The organism is Phenylobacterium ferrooxidans (assembly GCF_042714595.1).
Classification (GTDB): Bacteria; Pseudomonadota; Alphaproteobacteria; order Caulobacterales; family Caulobacteraceae; genus Phenylobacterium; species Phenylobacterium ferrooxidans.
Genome location: NZ_JAOTJD010000006.1, coordinates 94,644 through 107,151, shown reverse-complemented (window position 1 = coordinate 107,151; position 12,508 = coordinate 94,644). Strand labels below are relative to the sequence as shown.

16 protein-coding genes are annotated in these 12,508 nt (G+C 66.9%); 13 read left to right on the top strand and 3 right to left on the bottom strand.

Features of this window, described 5'->3' with window-relative positions; all coding sequences use genetic code 11:
- Positions 1 to 5 precede the first annotated feature (5 nt).
- Complete coding sequence (locus OCL97_RS05205; RefSeq protein WP_377368214.1) at positions 6 to 668, bottom strand: XRE family transcriptional regulator; 663 nt, start codon at positions 666 to 668, stop codon at positions 6 to 8.
- 24 nt (positions 669 to 692) lie between these two features.
- Here OCL97_RS05205 and OCL97_RS05200 point away from each other — a divergent pair, with 24 nt between their 5' ends.
- From OCL97_RS05200 to OCL97_RS05150, 11 genes are all read left to right on the top strand, one after another.
- Entirely contained in the window at positions 693 to 1,046 is a 354-nt protein-coding gene (locus OCL97_RS05200) for a helix-turn-helix domain-containing protein (RefSeq protein WP_377368212.1), read from the top strand.
- A 2-nt stretch (positions 1,047 to 1,048) separates the two neighbouring features.
- Positions 1,049 to 1,927, top strand: a complete 879-nt coding sequence (locus tag OCL97_RS05195; RefSeq protein WP_377368210.1) for a ParB/RepB/Spo0J family partition protein — start codon at positions 1,049 to 1,051, stop codon at positions 1,925 to 1,927.
- Positions 1,920 to 2,402 (top strand): hypothetical protein, encoded by a 483-nt coding sequence (locus tag OCL97_RS05190; RefSeq protein WP_377368208.1) that lies wholly within the window; start codon positions 1,920 to 1,922, stop codon positions 2,400 to 2,402. Before OCL97_RS05195 ends, OCL97_RS05190 begins: the two co-directional genes overlap by 8 nt.
- Positions 2,402 to 4,357 (top strand): transposase domain-containing protein, encoded by a 1,956-nt coding sequence (locus OCL97_RS05185; protein ID WP_377368206.1) that lies wholly within the window; start codon positions 2,402 to 2,404, stop codon positions 4,355 to 4,357. Before OCL97_RS05190 ends, OCL97_RS05185 begins: the two co-directional genes overlap by 1 nt.
- A 68-nt stretch (positions 4,358 to 4,425) precedes the next feature.
- Positions 4,426 to 5,427, top strand: coding sequence for an AAA family ATPase (locus OCL97_RS05180; protein WP_377368204.1), 1,002 nt, complete (start codon positions 4,426 to 4,428; stop codon positions 5,425 to 5,427).
- A gap of 20 nt (positions 5,428 to 5,447) precedes the next feature.
- Entirely contained in the window at positions 5,448 to 5,666 is a 219-nt protein-coding gene (locus OCL97_RS05175; RefSeq protein ID WP_377368202.1) for a hypothetical protein, read from the top strand.
- Positions 5,663 to 5,860, top strand: coding sequence for a hypothetical protein (locus OCL97_RS05170; RefSeq protein WP_377368200.1), 198 nt, complete (start codon positions 5,663 to 5,665; stop codon positions 5,858 to 5,860). Before OCL97_RS05175 ends, OCL97_RS05170 begins: the two co-directional genes overlap by 4 nt.
- The gene (locus OCL97_RS05165) at positions 5,857 to 6,549 is read left to right on the top strand and encodes a DUF3164 family protein (protein ID WP_377368198.1); all 693 of its coding nucleotides are present in this window, start codon (positions 5,857 to 5,859) and stop codon (positions 6,547 to 6,549) included. The genes OCL97_RS05170 and OCL97_RS05165 overlap by 4 nt, the downstream gene beginning before the upstream one ends.
- A complete protein-coding gene (locus OCL97_RS05160) occupies positions 6,549 to 6,815 on the top strand; it encodes a hypothetical protein (RefSeq protein ID WP_377368196.1) in 267 nt (88 codons plus the stop codon). Before OCL97_RS05165 ends, OCL97_RS05160 begins: the two co-directional genes overlap by 1 nt.
- On the top strand, positions 6,815 to 7,054 hold the full coding sequence (locus OCL97_RS05155; RefSeq protein WP_377368194.1) for a hypothetical protein: 240 nt from the start codon (positions 6,815 to 6,817) through the stop codon (positions 7,052 to 7,054). Before OCL97_RS05160 ends, OCL97_RS05155 begins: the two co-directional genes overlap by 1 nt.
- Positions 7,051 to 7,551, top strand: a complete 501-nt coding sequence (locus tag OCL97_RS05150; protein ID WP_377368193.1) for a hypothetical protein — start codon at positions 7,051 to 7,053, stop codon at positions 7,549 to 7,551. The genes OCL97_RS05155 and OCL97_RS05150 overlap by 4 nt, the downstream gene beginning before the upstream one ends.
- Before the next feature lie 74 nt (positions 7,552 to 7,625).
- On the opposite strand, the gene OCL97_RS05145 is transcribed toward OCL97_RS05150, so the two are convergent.
- On the bottom strand, positions 7,626 to 8,231 hold the full coding sequence (locus OCL97_RS05145; protein WP_377368191.1) for a hypothetical protein: 606 nt from the start codon (positions 8,229 to 8,231) through the stop codon (positions 7,626 to 7,628).
- 35 nt (positions 8,232 to 8,266) lie between these two features.
- Between OCL97_RS05145 and OCL97_RS05140 the strand changes: the two genes are divergently transcribed.
- A complete protein-coding gene (locus tag OCL97_RS05140) occupies positions 8,267 to 8,923 on the top strand; it encodes a gp16 family protein (RefSeq protein ID WP_377368189.1) in 657 nt (218 codons plus the stop codon).
- Positions 8,920 to 9,297 (top strand): helix-turn-helix domain-containing protein, encoded by a 378-nt coding sequence (locus OCL97_RS05135; protein WP_377368187.1) that lies wholly within the window; start codon positions 8,920 to 8,922, stop codon positions 9,295 to 9,297. Before OCL97_RS05140 ends, OCL97_RS05135 begins: the two co-directional genes overlap by 4 nt.
- 6 nt (positions 9,298 to 9,303) lie before the next feature.
- Here OCL97_RS05135 and OCL97_RS05130 read toward each other — a convergent pair whose 3' ends face one another.
- A complete protein-coding gene (locus OCL97_RS05130; RefSeq protein WP_377368185.1) occupies positions 9,304 to 12,279 on the bottom strand; it encodes a class I SAM-dependent DNA methyltransferase in 2,976 nt (991 codons plus the stop codon).
- Between the last annotated feature and the right edge of the window lie 229 nt (positions 12,280 to 12,508).

The following is a 12,508-nucleotide window of genomic DNA, read 5'->3' as shown; positions in this document are numbered from 1 at the left end:
CGCCCCTAGATCTTCTGCAGAACCCCCAGCACCTGGCCGATGACCTGGAGGCGCTTCAGGGCGGGGCCCTGGACGGTTTCGGCGGGGTAGTTGGGGTTGTCGGAGATCAGCATCAGGCCGTCGGTGAGCAGGCGGAAGCGTTTCACCCGGGCTTCGCCGTCGAGGAGGAAGGCGAAAACGTCGTCGAAGGGGTTGGTGACGGTCTGGTCCAGGAGCACCAGGCCGCGGTCGGTGATCGTGGGCTCCATGGAGTCGCCGCGGGCGCTGACGAAGGCCAGGCCCGTGGCGCTGCGGCGGCCGAACTGCTGCTCCAGGAAGGTGACCGTCAGGGGGACGTCCTCCAGCAGCTTGCGGCCCTCGTTCCAGGCGCCGGCGCCGGCGGCCAGCTGGACGTCATAGCGGGGGATGCGGACCACGGTGTCGCCGGAGGGGCCGTCGCCAATCCCCAGGATCAGCCAGTCCAGAGAGACGTTCAGGCCCTTGGCGATGCGCGCGACGATGTCCACGCGCGGGCCGGCGACGCCGCCAGCGCTCAGGATCTTGGAGACAGTGGCCTGCGGCAGCCCGACCCGGGCGGCGAAGGCGGTGATCTTCTCGGGGAACATGGCCTCGCGCGCTCGCTGAGCAAACCCGTCGCCATCGAAATCTAGATCAGGTTCGGCGTCCATCGTGCTCGCGCGCAGAGCGAACTCTTGACTTCCATCCAAATACGGATGCTAAATCACGAACGTGATTGGAGCATCGAAACAGTGATGGCCAAAGGCTGGCACGCGGAGGACATCAAAGGGGCGATCCGCAAGCGGGGCCGGTCCCTGACGGCGCTCGCCCTGGAGAACGATCTTTGCGAGAGCGCCTGTCGCGCCGCGCTGCTTCGTCCCCAGCCCGCGGCCGAGAAAGTCATTTCAGAGTTCCTGGGCGTCTCTCTCCATCTGCTGTGGCCAGACCGCTATTTCCGCGACGGGAATCGCAAACCGCGCCGTCACGTTCGTGATGAACTTAATCAAAATCGTGCTGGCGCGCACGGTCAAATCGCGGGGCGCGCTTAGACATGGCGACCTCCGCACCCGTCGATTTCCCCATCAGTCAGATCGTCGTTCGCCGCCGTCTGCGGCCGATCAACCCGTCAAAGGTCGCCAACCTCCGGGTCTCGATGCAGGAGAACGGCTTCTTCGGTTCGATCACCCTGCGGCCTGTGCCAGGGGAGGATGGCTCCTCGGTCACCGAGCTGGTGGCGGGGGCTCACCGCATCGCCGCCTGGTCGGCCGAGGGTCACAAGACCATTCCCTCGACGGTCCGCATCCTCACCGATGACGAAGCCCAGCAGATCGAGATCGACGAGAACCTGCTGGCGCCCGACCTCAACCCGCTTGAGCGGGCCGAGATGCTGCTGGCCCGCCACGCGATCTGGGCGAGGCGGAACCCCGACCGAATCGTCGTCGTGGACGGCGACGCCAAGCCCAAGCGGGGCCGGCCCGCGAAAACCGACAGGATGTCGCAATTCCCGGAGACCATGGGGTTCGCCGTCGAGACGGCCGGCGATCTCGGCATCACCCGGCGGACCGTCGAGCGGGCCTGGGCCACGGTGAACGGCCTGCCGGCCGACCTGCGCGCCCAGCTGCACGGTACGCCGGTCGCCAGGAACGAAGGCGCCCTGCGCCAGCTCGCGGCCATCGGCGACAAGGCCGAGCAGGCCAAGGTCGCCGAGATCCTGCTCAGCGGCGCGACCAAGAGCGTCGGCGACGCCCGGGCCATCGCGGCCGGGAATGCCCCTTCGAGCGACGTTCAAACCCCGGTCGATGAGACCTTGAAGGCCTTCCGCGGACTCTGGGGCAAGGCCACGCCCGCGGGCCGGGCGGCCATCCTGCATGACCTGGCCGGGCGCAAGCTGCCGGAGGGCTGGAGCCTCACGGAGGCCGGGGGTGGTTAAGGCCAAGGGCGACACCCGGACGGGCGACCTGTTCAGCGCGGGCCAGTATTTCCCGGTCCGCCAACCCTCGACCCTGCCGACCTCACTAGACCTGAAACGGGCCTTCGCCACGGCGATGGGCGAGGCCGTGCGCACCTCGGGCAAGACGGTCCCCGTGATCGCCGCCGAGATGAGCGAGATCCTCGTGGATGACGAGGTCACCACCGCGCAGCTCTACGCCTACACCTCGGAGAGCCGCACCTCGCACACCATCTCCATCGTGCGCTGGATCGCCTTCGTCCGGGCCACCGGCTGCGACTGGCTGTGGGACTTCATCCTGCGCAACGAGGGCCTGATCGTCCTGAAGGGCGAGGAGGCCCTGCACGCCGAAGCCTCGCTGCTGGAGCGCCAGGGCCATGAGCTGCTGAGGCGCGCCAAGCAGGCCCGCGAGGCCGCACCGCTGGAAGTCCAGTTCCGCAAACCGAGGGGCCGGTGATGGCGGGCGCCCAGGACTGGTTCTCGGCCGCGGAACTGGCGGCGCTGGGCTTGCCCGGCCTGCCGACCACCAAGCGCGGCATGCAGCTGCAGATCGACCGGGAGGGCTGGGAGGCCCGCACCTGCGATCTGCGCGGCGCCCTGGCCCGCAAGCGCAAGGCGCGCGGGGGCGGGGTCGAGTACCACGTCTCGCTGCTGCCCGAGGCCGCCCGGGCCAAGCTGATGTTCGCCGCCCACGGGCGCGCCCAGGCCGAGCGGCCCGACCGCGAGGGCGCCTGGCTGCGCTGGGAGCGCCTGCCGGCGGGCATGAAGGCCCAGGCCTATCACCGGCTCGACGTCATCGGTCAGGTGGAGGCGCTGGTCCGGCATGGGATGCGCAAGACCGCCGCGGTGGACGAGGTGGTCCGCCAGACCGTGCGCGAGGCCCGCCTGAGGGGCGAGCACGAGAGCCTCTGCAGCAGCACCGTCCACGGATGGTTCGCCCTGATCGCCGGCGTGCCGCCGGAGGACCGCTGCGCCTATCTGGCGCCCGCCTATCAGGGCCGCACCGCCAAGGCCGCGTGCGCCGACGAGGGATGGGAGCTCTACAAGGGCCTCTACCTGACGCAGTCCAAGCCGACCCACGCGGCCTGTTTCCGCAGGCTGGAACGCAAGGCCGCCGAGATGGGCTGGGCGGTCCCGTCGGCCAAGACCCTGCAGCGGCGCATGGACGCCGAGGTCCCGCCCGCCGCCCAGACCCTGTTCCGCTACGGCCCCGAGGCCCTCAACCACGCCTTCCCGCACCTGCAGCGCGACCGGGGCTCCATCGCCCCCATGCAGATCCTCAACCTCGACGGCCACACCTGGGACGTCCGCGTCGCCTGGCCTGACGGTACGATCTCCCGGCCGCTGTCGCTGGCGGTGCAGGACATCGCCAGCGGCAAGATCCTGGCGATCCGCCACGACATGACCTTGAACCACCACCTGGTCCGACTGGCCCTGGGGGACACCTTCCGCGACTTCGGGCTCTGCGAGACCTTGCTGATGGACAACGGCCGCGAGAACGCGGCCGCCGCCATCTCCGGCGGCCAGCATCGCCTGCGCTGGGGCAAGACCCCGGAGGAGGAGCCGGCGGGCCTGCTGAAGACCCTGGGGATCAAGGCCCTGTTCGCCACCCCCTACTGGGGCCAGGCCAAACCGATCGAGCGAGCCTTCCGCAACTTCGCCCACGACATCGCCAAGGGGCCGGAGTTCGTCGGCGCCTATACCGGCCACAACACCACCTCCAAGCCGGAGAACTACGGGTCGCGAGCCGTGCCCTATGCTGAGTTCGCCCACGTCGTGGCCCGCGAGCTGGCCTTCTACAACGACCAGGCCGGCCGCCGCGGCGCGGGCATGAACGGGCGGTCCTTCAACCAGGTGTTCGAAGCCGGCATGGCCGGCCGGGCGCCGCGGATGCTGACGCCGGAGCAGCTGCGGCTGTGCATGCTGGCCTCCAAGCCGGTGAGCATGGACCCGAAGTCTGGCGCCGTGACCGTCGAGGGCCATCGCTACTGGTCGCCGGCCCTGGCCGACCTGAAGCGCCAGCGCGTGACCGTCCGCTTCGACCCCGAGCAGATGGCCTTGCCGGCCTATGTCTACAGCCTGGACGGCCGGCTGCTGGCCCAGGCCGACCGCATGGGCGCCGGCAGCTTCGACAACCTCAGCGACGGCCGTGGCCAGCGGAAGGCCGTGCGCGACTATGTCCGGGCCGAGAAGCTGCGGGCCAACGCCCTGCGCCGCCTGGAGCCGCGGGACGTGGCCGCCCAGCTGGCGTCCATCGGCGAACCCGAGGCCGCGCCTGAGGCGCCCAAGGTGGTTCGCCCCAACTTCACCGCCCCCCGTAAGGCCGAGCAGCTCGGCCAGCCGGCAGGAGCGTCTTCGGACTTCGACGCCAACTGGGAGCGCGGCCTCGACCGCGTTCTCGGCCGCGGATGAGGAAAGCCCGCCCGGGGCGGCAACCCCGGACGGGCTCGATAGCACGTCAAAACAGGAGCTTGAGTAGCATGAACATCAACCCGGGCAAGACCGAGTTCAGCGACGCCGAACTGGCGGCGCTGCGGACCGACACCCGCAACGCCATGGCCGACGATCGCCTGACCCAGGCCGAGGTCTGTCGCCAGTCCGGCGTCCCCAGCTCGTCGCTGAGCCAGTTCCTCAGCAACAGCTATCCCGGCGACAACGCCACCATCGCCAGCCAGCTGGACAAGTGGCTGAAGGCCCGCGCCGAGGCGGCCGATCTGCGCCGCCAGCTGCCGAAGATCCCGGCCTTCCAGCCGCTCTCGGGGTCGAAGACCATCACGGCAGCCCTGGCCTATGCCCGCGAGACCGGCCGGATGGTGCTGATCGCCGGCAATCCCGGGGTGTCGAAGACCGCCACCGCCCGGCAGTTCAAGGCCGACTATCCGCGCACCTGGTACACGGCCATGGACCCCTCGACCCGGGGGGTGCCCACCATGCTGCTTGAGATCCTGGCGGCCATGGGCGTCACCGACGCGCGGGGCACCCCGCAGCAGCTGATGGCCAAGATCCTGAAGGTGGCCGCCGAGGCCAAGGGTCTGATCTGCATCGACGAAGCCCAGCACCTATCGGAGCTGGCCCTGGAGGCCCTGCGGGCGATCAACGACCGGTCGCGGGAGACGGCGATCCCGGTGGGCGTGGCCCTGCTGGGCAACGAGGTCGCCTCCTCGCGGGTGGGGCCCACCGGGACCAAGTCCACCTTCGCCCAGGTGTCGAGCCGGTTCGCCCAGCGCCGCTGGATCGTGGCGCCCAACGCGGCCGACGCCGCCGCCCTGGCCCAGGCCTGGGCCGCGGAGAACGGCGAGGTGATCACCAAGGCCGAGATCGGCTTCTGCCTGGAGATCGCCGCCAAGCCGGGCGGCCTGCGCAACATCGAGATGACCATGGAGGCCGCGATCCTGGCCGCCCGTGGCGCCGAGGAACCCCTCTCCATCAGCCACCTGAAGGGCGCGTTCTCGCAGCTCTCCGGGGTGGCGTTCGCCCGCTGATCCCCACGGAGGACAGACCCATGGACAGCTTGGACACCGCCCGTCAGGGCAAGAGCGCCGCCCGCCAGATCCGGGCGCAGATCAACAGCAACACCCTGACCCCCGGGGAGCTCGACCGCCTGCTGCGAAAGGTCGAGGCGGGTTACGAGGTGCTGCTGCCGGCCCCGCTGCCGCCCATGGAGGTTGAGGCGCTCGCCCGCCGTAGCGCCTTCACGGTCACCCGGGGAGGCAAGGAGTGAACCCGCTCCGCGTCCTGCGCACCTGGCGGCTGTTTCGCCGGGTCGTGGGACGCGGGCCGGAGCTGTTCACCCACCGCCACGATCCGGCCCGCATCCGCGCCGCGCAGCGCGCCGCCGCCCGCGACGCCTTCCTTTCACAACTTCCCACCGGCCAGCGTCAGCTCGCCGGCCCGCACTTCGGAGACACTGAATGACCGCCGCTGAATTCATCGGCCAGCCCCCCCCGCAAGCCACCCCTGAGGCCGAAGTCGCTCCGCCGGCGCACATCGCCCTCATCAACGGCAGGCCCCACCAGTCCGACCCCAAGGGGCGCTGGATCCCGCAGGAGATGATCCAGCCCGCTCACCTCCTGGAGGACGAGGCGGTCCGCAAGGTAGTGGCCTTCGCCCTGGAGCTGCAGGCGCAGATCGCTCGCTTCCGCGACCACACCATCGACGACATCGCCTCGGTCAAGGAGATGCTGGCCCAGGAACACGGGACCACGGTGGGCGGCGAGAAGGGCAACATCACCCTGACCACCTTCGACGGCCTGCTGAAGGTGTCGGTGAAGATCGCCGACCTGACGGTGTTCGGGCCGGAGCTGCAGCTGGCCAAGACCAAGGTGACCGAGTGCCTGCGCACCTGGTCGGAGGGCGCCGACGCCAAGCTGGTGGCGGTGGTGGAGAACGCCTTCCAGGTCGACCAGGCTGGCCAGATCAACCGCGCGAACCTGCTCTACCTGACCCGGCTCAATATCGAGGAGCCGCTGTGGAAGGAGGCCATGGCCCTGATCCGGGCGGCCGAGCGCCCGATGGGCACCAAGGAGTACGTCCAGATCCATCGCAAGGCCCGGATCGGGGCGCGGTGGGAGCACGTGGCCATCGACATGTCGGCGGTGGCGTGATGGCGCTCAGCGACGATCAAGCTATGGCCTTGCTGTCGGCGGGAGTGCTTCTCGGCCGCGCGCCGGACGTCCTGTCGGACTTTGAGCACCGGCTAGTGTCCGAGGTTCACGGCCGGTGGCGTGAACATCGTCGCGAAGCGGTGATCACTGACGCAGAATGGCCGCCGCTTGCGGCCGCGATCGAGGCCATGCGTGCCGCGGTGGCGGCTGGCGGCGACAGGGTTGCCGTGCAGCCGCGGCTTCGCAGCATCGGCAGGGCCGCCTGATGCAGTTCCCACGCCTGTTTGAGCCCACCGTGAGCGACCACGCCGTGGTGCGCTGGTTGGAAGCCGTTCGCGGCATCGACATCGAAGCGGTGCGGGCGGAAATCCTCGACCAGGGGCGGGAGCAATGGGCCGCTCAGGGGGCGGTCCATGTGCGCGTTCCCCAGCTCGGCGTGTCCCTCGTCGTCGACACGGGCCGCGTCATCACAATCGTCCCCCATGCTCGGAGGTCGCGCGGATGACCACGGCGCTCGGATCCACGCCGGCCACGAAGGTCGGCCGTTGCCGTGTTCCCTTGAGAGACACAGTGATCCTGCGGGTTCACCCAAGGGATGGCCGCTATCCCGACTACTTCGAGATCGGGGCCCGGGAAGCGCGCCGGCTTGCCTGGGCGCTGCTGGCCGATCTCAGCCCTGACGAGATCGAGGGCGACGTCGAGGCGGCGATGGAGACCGTCGAACATGTCTTCGGAGCCATGTGCTGCACCTGCAACGCGCCAAAGCTAAGGCCACCGGCAGGGCTGGCCGGCGTCATCCTAGAGCGCATGCTGCACGGTCCGATCACCGCCGCCGAAGCGGCCGGGCTAATCTTCCGCTCAACGTCGATTGCCTCGTCCCTGATCGTCAGCTTGGTGGCCAAGGGCCTGGCCGAGCGAGTGTCGGGCGGCCTGTTCAGCGAGCCGACCGTCTATGCGACGACGAAGCTTGGACGGGCTACCGCCACAGTGAGGGCCGAGTGATGGCTCGCCGTCTGAAAGTTCGACTCCTCCGAGAGACCACCACCTGGTCGGTCCTTGAACTTGGCGGCAACGCACTAGAGATGAAGGCTCAGCGGCTCTTCGCCCACCACACCGAGCGCCTGATCGACAGCCTTCCTCGCCAAGTCGGCGAAGCTTCCAATCCGTCGCAAATCGATCTCATTGGGACGGTCGTCGAGCTCATGGAGAGCTCGCTCCATTCCCTCAGCATAACTGTATGCCAAGTTCAGGTGCGCGCGCAGTTCAGGGGGGGCAATAGTCGGCCCGTTCGCCGCCCGAAGATCTTCACGGATGTGGCCCATGCGCCGCGCTCGCTCCTGCAACTCCCTAAGCCACCAGGTTGCGGGCACGTCCAGGTTTGCGGCGGCGTCCTCCGCAGCTTGCTCGGTGACGAGGACGTTTGCGACGAGCCGCAGCGCTGCGTCCATGGCGTGTGCTCGGGCGTCGGAAATTGCGTCCGCTCGCTCGGCCCGACGCACGGCAAGGGTGACCAACGTCGATGCCCAGATTGCGACGAAGGTGCCAACAGCTTGCGCCCAGCCGGCGGACTCCTGACTCCAAAATCCCTTGCCCGCGATAAACCCGCCAACCCATCCCACGGCGCAGATCGAAAGAGCGGTGCCAGCATACACTGCATGCCGCCAAGAGACTGTGATCTGCATCTCGAAGCTTCCCCCTCGCTCAACCAGAGGCTCGCATGACCACGCCGGCCTTCCAAGCTTCAGACCGTCGCGCCCTGCTGGCGAAGATCCATCTGGGCGCCAAGGATCTAGGCCTGGACGAGGACGCTCGCCGCGACGTCCTGGAGAAGATAACCGGCCTCCGATCATCAGCCGACTGCACCGACCGCCAGCTGATCCAGGTGCTCGCCCACTACCGCGAAGATCTCGGCTGGACGCCGAATGGCGCGCGCCCAGCGGCGCCTCAGCGCAAACCGCCGGCGCCCAGATCCGAGCGGCCTCCGGCCAAACATCCGGTGGCGAAGAAGGCCCGAGCGCTGTGGATCTCGCTGCATCAGCTGGGCGCCGTGCGCGAGCCCTCGGAGAGGACCCTGGAAGCCTTCGCTAAACGGCAGCTCGGCGTCGATCGCCTGCAGTGGGCCGACCAGTCCCAGGGCTTCCGCCTGATCGAGGCGCTGAAGCAGATGGCCGAGCGCGCGGGCTGGTCGCAGGATCTCGCCAGCATCAAGCCGGACCGCCAAGTCTGGACCCTGAAGGCGCGCCTGGTGAGCGCCCAAGTCGAGCGGCTCGGCAAACCCTATCCGAACTACGCTACCCTGACCGAGGCTGACCTGGACCGGCTGGCCCGCCATCTGTCCGCCGAGATGCCGCGGCCCGAGGCGGCCGACCGGTGACCCGCTGGACCGGCTTCCTGGCGATCGTCGCCGAGCACGGCGGCGACGAGGCCGCCACCCAGGTGGCGCTGCGGGCCGGCGGGACGGAGCTGAAATTGTCGGCGCGACCCAATAGCCGGTTGGCCCAGATGGTGGGCGCCGAGGCCGCGCGACGGATCGTCGACGCCCTGGGGACCGAGAAGGTGACGATCCCCATGGCCACCCTGCGCGGCCAGCGCGGCCGACAGCGGGCGGCGGCCGAGATGATGGCCAAGGGCGCCAGCCACAGCCAGATCGCGCTCGCGGTGGACGTCCACGAGCGGACCGTGAGGCGGGTGCGGGAGAAGGTCAGGAAGTCGGCGGCCGAGGGGCTGCCGCTGTTTGATCGGGACTAGGGGGCGTTATGAGCTGGAACGTTCCTGGTTGAGGCGCAACAAGCGCTCCAGAATTTCATCGTCTGACAGGTCTGCAGACCAACCGTAAGCGGCGGCGACCGCCTCATCCACCTGCCTGTGGGCGAGATCCAGCCACGTCCGACGTTCACTGTAGAGGTCGGTTAAGGTGCGGGTCTTCAGCACTCGTGCTGCTTCATCACCAATAGGAACGACCCGGTCGGGATAGCCAGGGGCGACCTCAGGCTCAACCCGAACAAGTTGCGGTGGGTTCAGCCAAAGCTCACGCAACCGGTTTAGCTCTGACGCCGCCTCCGCGATCGCACGGGCGCGCGGATCCGCTGCGTAGTTCGAGGCCGGAATGTTCGGTGTCAGCCCCTCGGGAAATGCGAAAGTTTGGTAGGTGGATGAGACCGCATAGGTGACGTCATTGCCCGCGCCGATCCATGAGCAGGTGCGCAACGTCCACACGCGATGATGCACCGACTCCAGTATTCCGAAGAAAGTCATATCCGCCTTCGAAAAGGCGATCAGCTTTTGGTCTGGCAGAATGCTTTCTGAGAGGAATCCGAATGTTCGATAGCTGGAGACCATTGGCGTAGCGATATAGTGGCCCAATCCACTTAAGGCCTGCCGCATGGCTGGTCGCGGTCGAGCATGCCGCCACCAATGAATGCGCTCGTTGTCTGCCCTAAGGGCGAACCCGCCGGTTGAGTTCAGTCTCTGCCGATACGGCTTAACGACGGATTCGATGGCCGCGAATGGGAGTTCATATTGCGCGGCCTCGGCCTCAGTTCGGCTTGTTCCGAAGTCGATGACCCATTTGTCGGGGCGATCGCCATTGAAGTCGTCGCCGTTCAACGTCGGTCGAAGCACGTCGCTATTCGGTCGCCCGTTGACATTGGCGGGGCTGCGAAGCCAGCGGCGGGCTAAATCCCCAGGAACTTCGAAGTCGCCGTTTAATATAACGCCGACGAAAGCAGTGTTCTCGTTCTCCTTGAGAACGGCTCTTTTGGTGAGATCGACCGAACCGGACGTGAGATCAGAGTTTATTCGGCGGACCGGAGTCCCCTGAAGCCTGCGCTCGATGAACCCTGAACCAAACGCCACCATTGACACTCGAACTGCCGCTCCATCGAGCACCCAGTCTTCGTCGGACCACGCGTCCCAGATGGCATCTGCGCTGGCGATGGGATCAAGCACCTTACGACTCGCGCCATTGCGGACAGAGTTCGTGGTGACCAATCCCGCCCGTCGATCAAAATTTCCGTCGACCGCCCGCCAGGCCTTTTCGATCCAGTAGGTGACGAAATCGGCGCCGCCTGGCACTCGTTTGAGATAGGTTTTCCTCAGCGTTGCGACATAGTCCTCACCGATGTCGGCAATCATCTTCTTGTCACCCAAGAAGGGCGGGTTGCCGATGATCGCATCGGCCTCCGGCCAAGCCGCCTCCGTGCCGTCCTCATTCAGAAGCGCATCCCGATTTTCAATCTGCGCCAGGTTGGACAAGATCGGTTCGGACCAGCCTGTGAAGCCGTTTCGCTTCATCCATTGAAGATCGCCAATCCACAATGTGACGCGGGCCAGCTCGGCGGCGTAGGGCTCAATCTCGATGCCACGAACATTGTCTAGACCGACGCGCGGAGTCTGCTGCGGAATACCTGCCGCCCGCTCGGCGTCCACGATCGCTTTTAGCTCCAAATCTTTCAGTGCCTGCAGGGCGACATAGAGGAAGTTTCCGGAGCCGCAGGCTGGGTCAAGCACCCGATAGGCGGCCAAGCTGCCCAAGTACCCCTCCAACCGGGCCTGCGCTGCGCCGAAGGCAATGCTCTTCCTACGAACGATGGCGGCTACCTTCTTGCGCCGACCCGATTCGCCCGCCCGCGCCGCGGCGGGATCGACCTTCATTTCAGCCCCAGCCGCCTCAAGGATTGCCCTGCGTTCGTCGTCTGCAGCGGTCATCGCGGCGGCGTGAGCTTTGATTTCGGCCAGCGCGGCATCCCATTCAGCTGATAGCGGCCAGATCACTACCGGTTCGACGATCTTCAATATCTTGGCACGGTCGGTGTAATGAGCCCCCAACGCCGCTCGCTTTCGGGTAGCTTTCAGGGCTTCCTCGAATAGCGTTCCGAATACCGCTGGGTCTATCTCGGACCAATCATGCTCGGCTGCTGTGTCACCGATCAGTTTCAGATCCGTGGATTCCAGCGGCAGTACAGCCGCTCCGTCGAACAGTCCGCCGTTGAACCAGCGGATGACGTCCGCTCCAAAGAATCCGCCCCGGTGCATTCTGGTGAAAAGGTCAGACAGCTGGTCGGCGGCAAGGTCGGGTCTCTTCTCGGTGGCTCGGACCACACGCGTGAACAGTCCCTCAGGCAATAGTCGAGCGTCCTCGGCAAACATGCAGAAGACCAGCTGGTTTAGAAAATGGGCAACCTCCCGGGGATCGTGACCGCGGTCCTGAAGTCGCCGGCCCAAATCGCCGAAACGCGCGGCCACCTTGGCGGTCAGGTCCTGGGGACTGATACCCGGCTTAAGTTTGTCAGAGCCCTCGAACACCTGACGCAGCAGGGCCAGCTTGGCCGGTTCGCGCAGGTCCTCAAGCGATAGCTCGATAACTTGGCTGACCGTGTTGGTCCAATTTGTGTGGATCACGATGCGGACCATGTCCGAAACGACCAGATAGGGCGGATTCTCCAGTGCGGAGGCGTAGATGCTCAGCTGGCGGAACGCGGCATTGAGGTCCTTGTGAGGTCCTTTGTACTCCCAACCGAAACAGCCTCGTCGCCAGACATCCGCCCAGCCATCACCGCCGCCTGCCTTGGTGGCTCCACGCTCGAAGCAGTAGCGATCACCGTGGGGATCGTCGGCGGCCGGCGTCGGCTGTTCGAGAAGGCGACATAGGTCGAGGAAATGCTCTTGCGATCCCTGCCGCTCGCGAAGCGTCGCGTCGCTCCATTTCGCGATGAACTCAGCCGCTGTCACGCCTTCACCCTAGTGATCACTCCAACCCATCTTCGAGCCTGGGAAGCTCGGGCGCGCGTTGTCCGCGTCAGCCTGACGGTTAGATCCGAAGTGCGGTCCGGACATCTGTCCGGGGCTACGCGCTTCGCCTGAAGCCTGATGCTGCACACGTGAAATCCCCCGGCGCAAGCCGGGTTTTGCGTGGACCCGCCGTGAGCCCAACCGCCGCCTTTTCCGTTCCTACCGCCAG

Bases quoted from the DNA above. Each gene is read 5' to 3' on its own strand.
- OCL97_RS05205 (WP_377368214.1), bottom strand. From the start codon at position 668: ATGGACGCCGAACCTGATCTAGATTTCGATGGCGACGGGTTTGCTCAG.
- OCL97_RS05195 (WP_377368210.1), top strand. From the start codon at position 1,049: ATGGCGACCTCCGCACCCGTCGATTTCCCCATCAGTCAGATCGTCGTT.
- OCL97_RS05185 (WP_377368206.1), top strand. From the start codon at position 2,402: ATGGCGGGCGCCCAGGACTGGTTCTCGGCCGCGGAACTGGCGGCGCTG.
- OCL97_RS05180 (WP_377368204.1), top strand. From the start codon at position 4,426: ATGAACATCAACCCGGGCAAGACCGAGTTCAGCGACGCCGAACTGGCG.
- OCL97_RS05175 (WP_377368202.1), top strand. From the start codon at position 5,448: ATGGACAGCTTGGACACCGCCCGTCAGGGCAAGAGCGCCGCCCGCCAG.
- OCL97_RS05165 (WP_377368198.1), top strand. From the start codon at position 5,857: ATGACCGCCGCTGAATTCATCGGCCAGCCCCCCCCGCAAGCCACCCCT.
- OCL97_RS05160 (WP_377368196.1), top strand. From the start codon at position 6,549: ATGGCGCTCAGCGACGATCAAGCTATGGCCTTGCTGTCGGCGGGAGTG.
- OCL97_RS05155 (WP_377368194.1), top strand. From the start codon at position 6,815: ATGCAGTTCCCACGCCTGTTTGAGCCCACCGTGAGCGACCACGCCGTG.
- OCL97_RS05150 (WP_377368193.1), top strand. From the start codon at position 7,051: ATGACCACGGCGCTCGGATCCACGCCGGCCACGAAGGTCGGCCGTTGC.
- OCL97_RS05145 (WP_377368191.1), bottom strand. From the start codon at position 8,231: ATGCAGATCACAGTCTCTTGGCGGCATGCAGTGTATGCTGGCACCGCT.
- OCL97_RS05140 (WP_377368189.1), top strand. From the start codon at position 8,267: ATGACCACGCCGGCCTTCCAAGCTTCAGACCGTCGCGCCCTGCTGGCG.